Here is a 13,785-nt window from a genome sequence, read left to right on the forward strand (position 1 = left end):
AGACCGGATAAGAACATGCGCAGCTTAAATGCGAGCTGAATAGCCCTTCACTGGTCATCAGTTTACGCCATCCAGCATGTTAAGCTGATCACCATTTGCATATATAAGTAGGACGAAAGCGATGAAAGCGCGCATCCAGTGGGCAGGCGAGGCCATGTTCCTCGGTGAATCCGGTAGCGGTCACGTGGTGGTCATGGACGGCCCGCCGGAAAGCGGTGGGCGCAACCTCGGCGTACGGCCGATGGAAACCGTGCTGATCGGCCTGGGCGGCTGCGCCAGCTACGACGTGGTCAGCATCCTGCGCAAGGCGCGGCAGCCGGTGGAGAGCTGCGAGGCTTTCCTCGAAGCGGATCGTGCCGAGACCGAGCCCAAGGTGTTCACCCGCATTCACCTGAAGTTCGTGGTCAAGGGCCGCGGTCTCAAGGAAGCCCAGGTCAAGCGCGCCATCGAGCTGTCGGCGGAGAAGTACTGCTCGGCCTCCATCATGCTCGGTCGGGCCGGCGTCGAGATCACCCACAGCTACGAACTCGTCGAACTCGCCTGATGCTCTTGCAGGCGACGCCCGTGCAGACGTCGCCCTCCGCGTCATCCCTTCCCGTCGACATCAATTCATCACCTGAGCCCGGCAGACTCTGGCCCCAGCCGCTGCCGATCTGCATAATGCGCCGCTCTTAAGGGGCAAGCCCCCGACAAGTACAGCCAATCGCCATCGCGAAGAGGTGTTCGCCGCCCTACGCAGCTTGCGCAATCCGCAACTGACGGGCACTCAGGACCGCGGTCAGAGACCGCACGACGGGAGCTTTACCACCGTGAAAAGCAAACTCAGGCTTCATGGTTTCAACAACCTGACCAAGACCTTGAGCTTCAACATCTACGACATCTGCTACGCCGAGACGTCGGAAGATCAACAGGCCTATGTCCAGTACATTGATGAAGAGTACGACGCCGAGCGTCTGACCCAGATTCTGACCGACGTGGTCGATATCATCGGGGCCAACATCCTCAACATCGCCCGCCAGGATTACGATCCCCAGGGTGCCAGCGTGACCATCCTGATCTCCGAGCAACCGGTCGAGCCGACCGAGAGCCAGATCGAGGAATCGCCCGGTCCGCTGCGCGAGACCATTCTCGGCCACCTGGACAAGAGCCACATCACGGTGCACACCTATCCGGAGATCCATCCGGACGACGGTATCGCCACCTTCCGCGTCGACATCGACGTCTCCACCTGTGGCGTGATCTCCCCGCTCAAGGCCCTGAACTACCTGATCCACCAGTTCGACTCGGATATCGTCACCGTGGACTACCGGGTGCGCGGCTTCACCCGCGACATCGAAGGGCGCAAGCACTTCATCGACCATGAGATCAACTCGATCCAGAACTACCTGTCCGAGGACACTCGCGCGGCCTACCAGATGACCGACGTGAACGTGTACCAGGACAACCTGTTCCACACCAAGATGCTGCTCAAGGAATTCGAACTGGACAACTACCTGTTCGGTGATGCTTCCCGCAGCCTCTCGACGGAACAGCGCCAGCAGATCACTCAGCGTCTCAAGCACGAGATGCGCGAGATCTTCTCCGGCCGCAACCTGCCGCGCTGATCGCTCGGCTGTTGCTCAAAGAACCCCGCCACGGCGGGGTTCTTCGTTTCCCGATTCAGTGATGCTCGTCGCGCACGACCGGTGCGCCACCGGTGACGCTCTTGACCACCCGGCCGATGGTCAGGCCCTGGCCGAGGATCGAGACCAGCACCACGATGTAGGTCAGGGCCAGGATCAGATCCCGCTCCGGACCGGCCGGCAGACTCAGCGCCAGGGCTACGGAGACGCCGCCACGCAGGGCACCCCAGGTGAGGATGCGCGCCGTGCCGCGGGTCATGTTGCGCCAGTGCGGGCTGAGCAGCACCACCGGTGCCACGCTGATCCAGCGGGCGAAGAGGATCGCCAGGGTCACCAGCAGCGCCGCGCCCAGGTGGGCCCAGCTGAAGGGCAGCACCAGCAGCTCCATGCCGATCAGGGCGAACAGCAGGGCGTTGAGGATCTCATCGATCAACTCCCAGAACCCGTCCAGGTAGCGCCGGGTGAAGTCGTTCATCGCCTTGGTACGGCCCAGGTTGCCGATGATCAGACCCGCGACCACCATGGCGATGGGGCCCGAGACGTGCAGGTGGCTGGCCAGGGTCGAGCCGCCGATCACCAGCGCCAGGGACAGCATTACCTCGATCTGGTGCTGCTCGATGCTCAGCATCAGCCAGTAGCAGATGAAGCCGATCAGCAGGCCGAAGAGGATGCCGCCGCCGGCCTCTTCGAGAAACAGCCAGAGCGCGGCGTTGACCGTGGGCGTCTCGCCCAGCTGGATCACCCCCAGCAGCACCGAATAGACCACCACGGCCACGCCATCGTTGAACAGCGCCTCGCCGACGATGGTGGTCTCCAGCGACTTGGGCGCGCCGGCCGAGCGCAGGATGCCAAGCACGGCGATGGGATCGGTCGGAGAGATCAGGGCACCGAAGATCAGGCAGTAGAGCAGGTCGACGTGCCAGCCCAGCCAGCCGAAGATCAGGTGGCTGAGATAGCCGATCAACACCGTGGAGATGATCACTCCGAGGGTGGCCAGGCCGCCGATGGCCCATTTGTAGTCGCGCAGGTCCTTGAGATTGACGTGCAGGGCGCCGGCGAACAGCAGGAAGCCGAGCATCCAGTTCATCAGCAGGTCGTTGAAGTCGATCTGCCCGAGCAGTTCGCCGATGCGGTGCTCGAGGCCGGGAAAGCCGAGCCAGGACAGGCTCTGCAGGCCGACCGAGAAGATCAGCGCGATGACCATGACGCCGATGGTGGGCGGCAGGCCGACGAAGCGGTAGTTGAGGTAGGTGAGCAGCGAGGTGAAGCAGATGAAGGCAGCAGCGAGTTCGAGCATGGGCGTTCCAGATCCATCAGACAGCGAGTCCCGGCGGAGGCAGGGGCTAGGGTAGGATGGGGTGGAGGCCGCAAAAGTTACATTTTCGATAGCTGCCTAGCCAAGTGTCTGGCGCGACAAGATCAGCAGTCGCCCTGGCCCGCACCTCCAGTGCCGGTGCCAGGGCGACCTCTGAGACGAACGGTCAGGCGCGCTGACGGCTAGAGCGGCGCGGCCATTGCCGGGGTCGTTTCACGCAGCGGCAACGGATGGGGCGCAGCGATACGCGCCTCCAGCGTTGCCACGTAGCTGCGGGCGTCGGCTTCATTGAGAAAGGTGATGGCCTGTTTGTCGAGACAGACCTGCCAGGCACTGGTGGTGGACTTGCGCAGGGGGCGAACCACGATCTTCATACTGGTACCCTCGGGGACAGACGAAAAGTGGAAACCCGATTCTAGAGCGCTTTTGATTGCAGAATGGTGACATTCGTCGGTAAGCGCGCTAGGCACGCGCCCGCTGCCGTTCGGCATACCAGCCTTCGAACTCTTCCGGCGGCAACGGTGGGCTGAATAGGAAGCCCTGGCATTGCTGGCAACCCAGCTTGCGCAAGATATCCCATTGCTCGGTGGTCTCTACGCCCTCGGCCAGGACGTCCAGATCCAGGCCCTGCCCCAGGGCCACGATGGCCGCGGCGATGGCCTGGCTGCTGTGGGTGCCGCTGTCGCTGCGCAATTCGTGCATGAAGCTCTGGTCGATCTTGAGCTTGTCGAGGGGGAAGCGGCGCAGATAGGCCAGGGAGGAATAGCCGGTGCCGAAGTCGTCCACGGCGATGCGTACGCCCAGTGTCTTGAGGGTAGCCAGGGACAGCAGCGCCTCCTCGACATTGTTCATCAGGGTGCCTTCGGTGATCTCCAGCTCCAGGTGCTCGGCCGGCAGGCGACTGCGCGCCAGGGCGCGGGAGATGGTGCTGGCCAGATCGCGCTTGGCGAACTGCCGGGGCGAGATGTTGATCGCCAGGGTCTCCAGTTCGAGTCCCTGGGCGAGCCAGCTGTGCATCTGCTGGCAGGCGGTCTCGATGATCCAGTCGCCCAGGGGCACGATGAGCCCGGTTTCCTCGGCCAGCGGAATGAACTCGGTGGGCGGGATGAGGCCCAGCTCCGGGTCCTGCCAACGCACCAGGGCTTCCACGCCAATGGTCTGGGCGGTGTTGACGCTCATCAGCGGTTGGTAGTGCAGAACGAAGTCACCGCGCTTGAGCGCGGTGCGCAGCCGCGATTCCAGATTCAACCGCCGCCGCGACTGCTCGGTGAGGGCCTGGGTATAGAAGCGGAAGGTGTCGCGGCCCTGGTCCTTGGCCTGGTGCATGGCCGTGTCGGCATTGCGGATGAGGTCATCGGCGGTCCCGCCATCGTCGGGAAAGAGGCTGATGCCGATGCTGGCATTGAGATAGATGTCGTGCTCGCCGAGGTGGAAGGGCTGCTCCAGCTTGCCGAGCATGGCCTGGGCGATCTGGGCGGCGAATTCCGGCCGGTCTATCCGCTCGATGATGACCAGATACTCATCGCCACCGATGCGCGCCAGGGTGATGTCCTCGCTGAGCAGGGCGCGCAGGCGGGCGGCGAATTCCACCAGCAGTTCGTCACCCAGGGCATGGCCATGGCTTTCGTTGACCGTGCGGAAATGATCGAAGTCGAGGATCAGTACGGCGACCAGGTATTCCTGGGGTTCGGCCAGGGCCAGGGCGTGTTCCAGATGGGTGCGCGCCAGCAGGCGGTTGGGCAGGTCGGTCAGGGGATCGTGGTGCGCCAGATGACTCAGGCGCGCCTCGCTCTCTCGCAGGCGGGTGGTATCGCTGACGGTAACCGTGTACTGCCGGGTCTCCCGGGGGTAGAGGGTGTCGATGGCGGTCCAGGCCGGAAAGGTACTGCCGTCGAGTCGTGGCCAGAGCAGCTCGCCTTCCCAGCGGCCCTCGCGGCGCACCGTGCGCCAGAGTTCGCGGTAGAAGCGCTGGTCCTGGCGCCCACCGCCGGGAAGTCCCAGGCGCTGGCCGAGCAGAGTGCCTTCCTGGGCGCCCAGCAGCCGGGCGAAGGCCGGGTTCACCGCCAGGATCCAGCGGCGCTCGTCGAGCAGCAACAGGCCGTCGCGACTGTTCTGGAACATCGCCGCGGCCTGGCGCAGGCTCTCTTCCTGCTGTTTGCGCAGGGTGATGTCCTGGGCGGTGCTGATGAAGTATTGCGGCACGCCCTGATCGTCGCGGATCAGGCGCGTGGTGACGTTGGTCCATACCGGCTGGCCATTGCGATGCAGATAGCGTTTTTCCAGGGTGTAGCGGTCCTGGCCGGTGTCCACCAGCTGCTTGCGCAGCGCGGCGCCCAGCGCGCGCTCGTCCGGATGGGTCACCGACGCGGTGTCCTTCTGCAGCAACTCCGGTTGCGAGTAGCCGAGCATCTGGCAGAAGTGGTGATTGACGCTCAACCAGCGACCTTCCAGGTCACTGAGCATGATGCCGGTGTAGGCCTGTTCGAAGATGCCGCGATAGCGCGCCTCGCTGGCACGTTGCGCCTGGACGACACGCTGCTGCCGGATGGCCAGCACCGCCAGACGGGTGAATTCGGTGATCAGCGCCTGGGTTTCCGCTTCGGGCAGCCGCGCCTCACCGTAGTAGATGCCCAGGGCGCCCACGGCACGTTGCTGCTCGTCCTGCAGCGGCAGGGCCCAGGCGCCGCGAATGCCCGCCGCCTGGGCCGCCGGCAACAGCGGCTGCCAGGCCGGGTCCAGTGCGACATCGATGGTGAACACCGGCGCATTGCCCGTGACGGCGCTGCAGCAGCCCTGGTCGTGACGGCTGCGAGGCATGCTTTCCAGCGCCGCCTGGAAGGCCGGTGGCAGGCTGGGCGCCGCGGCGATCCGCAGATGCTCGCCCTGGTCGTCCAGCAACAGGGCGACGCGCATTTCCGGATAGATCTGCTCCAGCCGCAGGGCGATGCCCTGCTGGATCTCCGCCAGCGGCAGGCCGGTGAGCAGGTCGTCGAGAACGTCGCTACGGGCCTGTTGCAGCAGTTGTGCCTGGTAGTCGTGATGGATGTCGGTCAGGGTGCCCTGGATCTCGCCATCGAGGCCGGCGCGCAGCTCCATCTGCATCCAGCGATGACTCTCCACCGACAGCCGCAACCGCACCACGCCATTCCAATGCAGGCGCTGGCCCGCCGCGAAATCCGCCACCAGCTGGCGCAGGCGGGCACCGTCCTGGGGATGGAAGGCCTGATCCAGGGGATGGTTGAGTTGCTGGGCGGCGGGCTGGCCGGTGAGGCCTTCCCAGGCTGGGTTGAGAAATTGCCAGCGACCGCGGTGATCGCTGGCGAAGATCACCAGCGGCAGGTGCTGGACCAGTTCGCGATAGCGCCGCTGGCTGTCGTGCAGGGCCTGTTCGGCTAGCTTGTGGCTGGTGATGTCGACCAGGGCACCGCGGGTGATGCCGGCTTCGTCGAAATCGCTCTGCCAATTGAGCCAGCGCCAACTGCCTTCGCCATCGTCGAAATGCGCCGAGAAATTTAGCGGGCCCTGCATGTGCTGCAGGCGTTCCAGCATGCTGTGCACATGGTCGCGGTCATCGGCACGGGCGCAGGCGGCAATGGTGGCGAAATCCAGCGGATCGCTGCCCTTGGGCTGGCGCAGCATCACCAGGGTGCGTTCGGAACACAGCAGGCGGCCATCGTCCAGCAACTGCCAGTCACCGGTATTGGTCAGCCGCTGGACGAAATCCTGGGTGGCGCGCTGGCTCTGCAGCTCTTCAATGAAGCCTTCGCGATTGCGGGCTTCGCGCCGCAGCAAGCCATAGAGCACCAGCGATAGCAGGCTCATGAAGGCCAGGCCCTTCAGGGTGTGCCACAGATGGACACTGTCCTGATCGCTGAGCAGCAGATACAACAGCCCATCGGTGCCGATCACCCAGAGGGCGCTCAGCAACAGATAAATCAGGGCAATGCGCGCAGGGGAGAGAGGCCGCATCCCGGATCCTCGAGGCCCGATCGTAGGTGTCGGGTTCAATTCAGCATTGACCGGATAAAGGTGCGGCAGTTCTGGTTTGGCCACCTCGACGTCCGCCTTTCGATGTCTACCCTTATCCCAGAGCGCACGGGAGGCTCCTGCCCCAGACACCGGTGCCAGAGTCGTCTGACCTCGTGCAATTTACCAGACCTTTTTGCGCATTACATGCATTTTGCCCGCCTGTTATTTTTGGTGAATTGATCTAAATCATTGATTTTTAACGTCTTTAATCGGCTTTGGAATTCGGCGCAGCCGTTGCGCTCTACATAGGAGTCGCTGCTGCCAGGACCTGGGCGCAGTACAACCAAGGAAAACAGGAGTCATCTCATGAAAAAGACTTTCGGTACTTTTGCCCTCGCTGCCGTTACCGCTTCCGTACTGAGCCTGCCGCTGGCCGGCGGTGCCTTTGCTGCCACCAGCCAGAACATGACCCTGGCCGCCAACAACACCATGGACAAGACCGAAGAAGCCGCGTCCGACACCTGGATCACCAGCAAGGTCAAAGCTTCCTTCCTGGCCGACGAACACATCAAGGGCACCTCGATCAAGGTCGAGACCAACAAGGGCGTCGTTTCCCTGTCCGGCACCGTGGCGACCGAAGCCCAGCGCGACCTGGCGATCAAGGAAGCCAAGGCCATCAAGGGCGTCAAGGCCGTATCTGCTGATGCGCTGAAAGCCGCTCAGTAAGAACGCCTGGTAACACCCGGCACGATGGCAGCGCTGCTGCCATCACCCTTGCCCTTCACCCCGGAGAACTGCCATGACCAGCACGACCGAAACCCTCAACGATCTGATCGAGATCGCCCGTGACGGCAAGAATTTCTACGAGCATGCCCTCACCGAAGTGAAGAACCCCGAATTGAAGGCCCTGTTCACCGAGATCGCCCAGAGCAAGGCCGAGATCATCAGCGCCCTGAGCAGCCAGGTATCGGCCGCTGGTGAAAAGCCCGCTGAGCAAGGCACCTTTGCCGGCAGCTTCCGCAAGTACTACACCGACGTCAAAACCTCCTTTGCCAGCAAGGAAAAGGAAGAAGTCACCTACGTCAGCGAACTGGAAGAGCAGGAAGACCGCTTGCTGCACGCACTGGAGCGCGCCGTCAACGAACACGCCACGCCGGATGCCCAGGCCAACCTGCGCAGCCAGCTGGAAAAGGCCCGTGCGACCCACGATCGCATGCGTGACCTGAAGCACCGCATGCAAGCCGCCCACTAAGGTTGCCTGCAGAAAAAAGCCCCGCCTAGGCGGGGCTTTTCTTTGGGCTACAGCTAGCCCTGCGGGGCGCGATTGAGCCGGGCATCGATCAGGTTGTCGACCACCGAAGGATCGGCCAGGGTCGAGGTATCCCCCAGGCTGTCCAGCTCGTCGCAGGCGATCTTGCGCAGGATGCGTCTCATGATCTTGCCGGAGCGGGTCTTGGGCAGGGCGGGTGCCCATTGCAGGAATTCCGGCTTGGCGAAGCTGCCGATCTCCTCGGCTACCTGCTGGCGCAGGCGGGCCTTGAGTTCGTCGCTTGGGGTCACCCCGCCCTTGGTAGTGACGAAGGCATAGACCGCCTGGCCCTTGACCTCGTGCGGGCAACCCACCACGGCGGCTTCGGCCACGTCCGCATGTTCGGTGAGCACGCTTTCTACTTCGGCGGTACCGATGCGGTGGCCGGAGACGTTGAGCACGTCATCTACCCGCCCGGTGATCCAGTAGTAGCCGTCTTCGTCCCGGCGGGCGCCGTCGCCGGTGAAGTAGTAACCCGGATAGGCACTGAAGTAGGTGTCGATCAGTCGCTGGTGGTCGCCATAGACGGTACGGATCTGGCTCGGCCAGCTGGCCTTGATGGCCAGCACGCCGCTGCCGGGGCCGTCGATTTCCTTGCCCTGCTCGTCCAGCAGCACCGGCTGGACGCCAAAGAAGGGCAGGGTGGCCGAGCCCGGCTTCAATGCCAGGGCGCCGGGGGGCGGGGCGATGAGGATGCTGCCGGTCTCGGTCTGCCACCAGGTGTCGACGATGGGGCAGCGACCCTCGCCCACTACCCGGTGATACCACTCCCAGGCCTCGGGATTGATCGGCTCGCCGACGCTGCCGAGCAATTGCAGGCTCTGCCGCGAGGTGCGCTGTACCGGCTCGTCGCCTTCACGCATCAGGGCGCGCAGGGCGGTGGGAGCGGTATAGAAGATATTGACCTGATGCTTGTCCACCACCTGCCACAGGCGACTGGCGTCGGGATAGCTCGGCACGCCTTCGAACATCAGGGTGGTGGCGCCATTGGCCAGGGGGCCATAGACGATGTAGCTGTGGCCGGTGACCCAGCCGACATCCGCGGTGCACCAGAAGACCTGTCCCTCGTGGTAGTCGAACAGGTACTTGAAGCTCAGGGTGGCGCCCAGCAGATAGCCGCCGGTGGTGTGCAGCACGCCCTTGGGCTTGCCGGTGGAACCCGAGGTGTAGAGGATGAACAGCGGATCCTCGGCATCCATGGGCTCTGCCGGGCAGTCGGCCGCGGCCGCGGCCACGGCCTGGGCATAAGACAGATCACGGCCCTCCTGGCGCGCCACGGCGGCGCCGGTCCGCTCGACCAAGACCACGGTGTGGACGTCCGGGCATTTGGCCAGGGCCTTGTCGACATTGGCCTTGAGCGGCACGCGCTTGCCACCACGTACGCCCTCGTCGGCGGTGATCACCACCCGGCAGTCGGAATCGAGGATACGGTCGCGCAACGCCTCGGGCGAGAACCCGCCGAACACCACCGAATGCACCGCGCCGATGCGGGCGCAGGCCAGCATCGCATAGGCGGCCTCGGGAATCATCGGCAGATAGAGGCAGACGCGGTCGCCCTTCTTGACCCCTCGCTCCTTGAGCACATTGGCCAGACGACAGACGTGCTCGTGCAACTGGCGATAGCTGATGGCCTGGCTGTCGGCGGGATCGTCGCCTTCCCAGAGGATGGCGGTCTGCTCGGCTCGGCCACCGAGGTGGCGATCGATGCAGTTGTAGGCGACGTTGAGCTGGCCGCCGCTGAACCAGCGGGTCTGGCCCTGGCGCATGTCGCCGCTATGGACTTCGTCCCAGGTGCGCGACCAGTCGAGTAAAGCGCTGGCCTGTTCGCTCCAGAAGCGTTCCGGCTGTTCCACCGAGCGCTGGTAGAGCTCGCGATAACGGGCTTCGTCGAGGTGGGTGCGGGCACTCAGACTCTCGGGCACGGGATAGCGGTGGCTCATGGCCGGCTCCTTCTTGGTGTTGTTGTGCTCCTAGTTTAGGCCGCGGATGGCCTGTCGGGGTTCAGCGAGGCGATAAAACGAAAAAGCGCCGCAGAGCGGCGCCTTTCGGAACGGACCGAGATCGATCAGCCGCGGTGACGACCGCGGAAGTAATCGATCAGGCCCTGAGTCGAACCATCGTCGGCCTTGCCTTCGCTGCGGCCGATGATGTGCTGATAGACGTCCTTGCCCAGCTCCTTGCCCAGCTCGACGCCCCACTGGTCGAAGCAGTTGATGCCCCAGATGACGCTCTGCACGAACACCTTGTGCTCGTACAGGGCTACCAGCGCACCCAGGCGTCGGGGCGAGATGCGTTCCAGCACCAGGGTGTTGCTCGGACGGTTGCCCGGGATCACCTTGTGCGGCGCCAGCTTGGCGATCTCGGCTTCGCCCAGGCCCTTCTCGCGCAGCTCGGCCTCGGCTTCCTCGCGGGTCTTGCCCAGCATCAGCGCCTGGCTCTGCGACAGGCAGTTGGCATAGAGCCATTGCTGGTGGTCGGCCACCGGATTGTGGCTCACCACCGGCACGATGAAGTCACCGGGGATCAGCTGGGTGCCCTGGTGCAGGAGCTGGTGGTAGGCATGCTGACCGTTGCAGCCGACGCCGCCCCAGATCACCGGACCGGTTTCCATGCTCACCGGCGAGCCGTCCTGACGCACGCTCTTGCCGTTGGACTCCATGTCCAGCTGCTGCAGGTGCTTCACAAAGTTACGCAGGTGGTGGTCGTAGGGCAGGATGGCGTGACTGGTCGCGCCCCAGAAGTTGCCGTACCAGACCCCGAGCAGGCCCAGCAGCACCGGCATGTTCTCTTCGAAGGGGGCGCTGGTGAAATGCTGGTCCATGGCATAGGCACCGGCCAGCAGGTCCTTGAAGTTGGACATGCCGATGGCCAGGGCGATGGGCAGGCCGATGGCCGACCACAGCGAGTAGCGCCCGCCGACCCAATCCCACATGGGGAAGATGTTCTCTTCGGCGATGCCGAATTCCACCGCCATCTTGACGTTGCTGGAGACGGCGATGAAGTGCTTGTGCAGCTCCGGCTCCGGGCAGCCCTGGGCCAGGCACCAGGCGCGGGCGGCCTGGGCGTTCTTCAGGGTCTCCAGGGTGCCGAAGGACTTGGAGGAGACGATGAACAGGGTGGTGTCGGCGGCGAGCTTGGAAGTCACCTCGCGGAATTCGCTGCCGTCGATGTTGGCCAGGTAGTGGCAACGCACGCCGCGCTGGGTGAAGGGCACCAGCGCCTCGGACACCAGCTGCGGACCGAGGAAGGAACCACCGATGCCGATGTTGACCACATCGGTGATCGGCTTCTCGGTGTAGCCGCGCCAGAGGCCGTTGTGGATGCGGGTGACCAGCGCGGTCATCTGGTTCAGGACCCGGTGCACCTCGGGCATGATGTCCTGGCCATCGATCTGCACACTGTCGCCCACCGGGCGGCGCAGCGCGGTATGCAGGGCGGGACGGTGCTCGGACGAGTTGACGTAGGCACCGTCGAACAGGGTGCGGATGGCGCCTTCCAGACCCGCTTCGCGAGCCAGGTTCACCAGCAGCTCACGGGTCTGCTCGGTGATGAGGTTCTTGGAGTAGTCGAGGAACAGACCACTGCTGCTCAGGGAGAACTGCGAGAAGCGCTGCGGATCGGCGGCGAAGGCGTCGCGCATGCGGAAATTCTGCATGGCCTTGCGGTGTTCCTGCAGGGCTTTCCAGGAGGCGAGCTGGGTCACGTCGAGGGGGTGTTGATAGTACTCCATGGCTAGGCTTTTCCTTGGTGGCTCTTGTTTGCTGTTGTGCCCCACAAGCCGCTGGCTTGCAAGGGAAAGTCGGCGACCGCGCGACGCCTGACGTGGCGTCGCGCTTCGAGCATGAAAAAGCCCGGTATGTTCCGGGCTTCCAGGATTCAGACGGGTTTGGGTGAGCTAACCTTCGGTTGCATCACACTCCGGGCCTGCGGCGAAAGCTCAGGTTGTCGATCAGGCGGGTCTGGCCCAGATAGGCCGCCACCAGCAGCACCAGCGCGGTGGTGGCCGGCCCGGCCGGTTGCAGGCTCAGCTGCTCGCGTAGTTCCAGGTAGTCGACTCTAAGCCCCTGGGCTTGCAATTCGGCGACACCGGACGCCAGGGTCGGCTCGACCGCTGCGCCGGCGGCTAGCTGATCGGCGAGCCGCCTGAGCAGGCTGTACAGGCAGGGCGCGCTGGCGCGCTGGCCGTCATCGAGATAGCCATTGCGCGAGGACAGCGCCAGGCCGTCGGTGGCCCGCACCGTGGGTTGGGCGACGATCTCGATGGGCATGTCCAGGTCCTGGACCAGCTTGCGGATCACCGCCAACTGCTGATAGTCCTTTTCGCCAAACACCGCCACGTCCGGTTGCGCCATCTGGAACAGCTTGGTGACCACCGTGGCCACGCCTTCGAAATGGCCGGGCCGACGGGCGCCGCAGAGACCTTCGGACACCTCGGGGACGTTCACCCGGGTCAGGCCGTCCATGCCCTTGGGATACATCTCGGCCACCGCTGGTGCGAACAGCAGGTCGCAGTGGGCCTCGTTCAGCTGGCGGCTGTCTTCCGCCAGGGTGCGCGGATAGGTCGCCAGATCCTCGCTGGGGCCGAATTGCAGCGGATTGACGAAGATGCTCGTCACCACGAAGTCGGCGTGGCGGCGCGCGGTCTCCACCAGGGCGATATGACCGGCGTGCAGATTGCCCATGGTGGGCACCAGGCCGATGCGCAGGCCCTGGCGGCGCGCAGCGGCAACGGCGGCGCGTAGTTCGCGGACGCTATGGACCGTCTTCATGCGGAAAATCCGTGTTCGGGAGTGGGAAAGCTGCCGTCCTTGACGGCGGCGACGTAGGCCGCCAGGGCAGCCTGGATGCTGTCCTGACCGGCCATGAAATTGCGCACGAATTTCGGCGTGCGCCCGCGCAGGGCCAGGCCGAGCATGTCGTGCAGCACCAGCACCTGGCCATCGGTGGCGGCACCGGCGCCGATGCCGATCACCGGCACCCGGGCGGCGCGGGTGATTTCCTCGGCCAGCGCCGAGGGTACGCATTCCAGCAGCAGCATGGCCGCGCCGGCTTCCTCCAACTCGCGCGCCGCCTCGCGCAGCTGCTGCGCCCGGACTGGATCGCGGCCCTGCACCTTGAAGCCGCCGAAGACATTGACCGATTGGGGCGTCAGGCCCAGGTGGGCGCAGACCGGTACGCCATTGGCGGCCAGCCGACGAATCGGCTCGGCCAGCCAGGCGTCGCCCTCGAGCTTGACCATCTGCGCGCCCGCCTGCATCAGGCGGCCGGCGCTGGTCAAGGTCTGCTCCAGGGTGGCATAGGTCATGAACGACAGGTCGGCGACGATGAAGGCACCGGCCTGGCCGCGTTTGACGCAGGCGGTGTGGTAGACCATGTCGTCGAGGGTCACCGGCAGGGTGCTGTCGTGACCCTGCAGCACCATGCCGAGGGAATCGCCGATGAGCAGCATCTCGACGCCGGCCTGACTGGCGGCCTGGGCGAAGGTGGCATCGTAGGCGGTTAGCATGGCGATCTTTTCGCCACGCTGCTTGAGCCCCTGAAGGGTCGTGAGGCTGATATCAGGCATGCAA

11 protein-coding genes are annotated in these 13,785 nt (G+C 64.5%); 4 read left to right on the forward strand and 7 right to left on the reverse strand.

The annotated features are described in order from the left end of the window. The first annotated feature begins 121 nt into the window (after positions 1-121). Both V6W80_RS01940 and speD read left to right on the forward strand, forming a co-directional pair. Positions 122-544, forward strand: a complete 423-nt coding sequence (locus V6W80_RS01940) for an OsmC family protein (protein WP_017640370.1) — start codon at positions 122-124, stop codon at positions 542-544. Between the two features lie 265 nt (positions 545-809). Beyond that, positions 810-1,604, forward strand: a complete 795-nt coding sequence (gene speD / locus V6W80_RS01945; protein WP_026083764.1) for an adenosylmethionine decarboxylase — start codon at positions 810-812, stop codon at positions 1,602-1,604. Between the two features lie 55 nt (positions 1,605-1,659). Here speD and V6W80_RS01950 read toward each other — a convergent pair whose 3' ends face one another. The 3 genes from V6W80_RS01950 to V6W80_RS01960 all read right to left on the reverse strand — a co-directional run bounded on the left by V6W80_RS01950 (position 1,660) and on the right by V6W80_RS01960 (position 6,906). Next, a complete protein-coding gene (locus tag V6W80_RS01950; RefSeq protein WP_017640372.1) occupies positions 1,660-2,919 on the reverse strand; it encodes a cation:proton antiporter in 1,260 nt (419 codons plus the stop codon). Between the two features lie 200 nt (positions 2,920-3,119). Then, entirely contained in the window at positions 3,120-3,311 is a 192-nt protein-coding gene (locus V6W80_RS01955; protein WP_017640373.1) for a hypothetical protein, read from the reverse strand. 88 nt (positions 3,312-3,399) lie between these two features. Then, a complete protein-coding gene (locus V6W80_RS01960; RefSeq protein WP_017640374.1) occupies positions 3,400-6,906 on the reverse strand; it encodes a bifunctional diguanylate cyclase/phosphodiesterase in 3,507 nt (1,168 codons plus the stop codon). A gap of 366 nt (positions 6,907-7,272) precedes the next feature. Here V6W80_RS01960 and V6W80_RS01965 point away from each other — a divergent pair, with 366 nt between their 5' ends. Both V6W80_RS01965 and V6W80_RS01970 read left to right on the forward strand, forming a co-directional pair. Next, positions 7,273-7,632, forward strand: coding sequence for a BON domain-containing protein (locus V6W80_RS01965; RefSeq protein ID WP_017640375.1), 360 nt, complete (start codon positions 7,273-7,275; stop codon positions 7,630-7,632). A gap of 73 nt (positions 7,633-7,705) precedes the next feature. Beyond that, positions 7,706-8,158 (forward strand): PA2169 family four-helix-bundle protein, encoded by a 453-nt coding sequence (locus tag V6W80_RS01970; RefSeq protein WP_007159716.1) that lies wholly within the window; start codon positions 7,706-7,708, stop codon positions 8,156-8,158. 53 nt (positions 8,159-8,211) lie between these two features. Here the strand turns inward: V6W80_RS01970 and acs are convergent, their stop codons facing one another. The 4 genes from acs to panB form a co-directional block, all read right to left on the reverse strand. Continuing rightward, positions 8,212-10,155, reverse strand: a complete 1,944-nt coding sequence (gene acs, locus V6W80_RS01975; protein ID WP_338545739.1) for an acetate--CoA ligase — start codon at positions 10,153-10,155, stop codon at positions 8,212-8,214. 125 nt (positions 10,156-10,280) lie between these two features. After that, a complete protein-coding gene (gene pgi / locus V6W80_RS01980; RefSeq protein WP_017640377.1) occupies positions 10,281-11,945 on the reverse strand; it encodes a glucose-6-phosphate isomerase in 1,665 nt (554 codons plus the stop codon). 181 nt (positions 11,946-12,126) lie between these two features. Further along, positions 12,127-12,984, reverse strand: coding sequence for a pantoate--beta-alanine ligase (gene panC / locus V6W80_RS01985; RefSeq protein WP_064306795.1), 858 nt, complete (start codon positions 12,982-12,984; stop codon positions 12,127-12,129). Further along, positions 12,981-13,781 (reverse strand): 3-methyl-2-oxobutanoate hydroxymethyltransferase, encoded by an 801-nt coding sequence (panB, locus tag V6W80_RS01990; protein ID WP_338545740.1) that lies wholly within the window; start codon positions 13,779-13,781, stop codon positions 12,981-12,983. The genes panC and panB overlap by 4 nt, the downstream gene beginning before the upstream one ends. Positions 13,782-13,785 lie beyond the last annotated feature (4 nt).

This window comes from Pseudomonas benzopyrenica, from assembly GCF_036884265.1.
Classification (GTDB): Bacteria; Pseudomonadota; Gammaproteobacteria; order Pseudomonadales; family Pseudomonadaceae; genus Chryseomonas; species Chryseomonas benzopyrenica.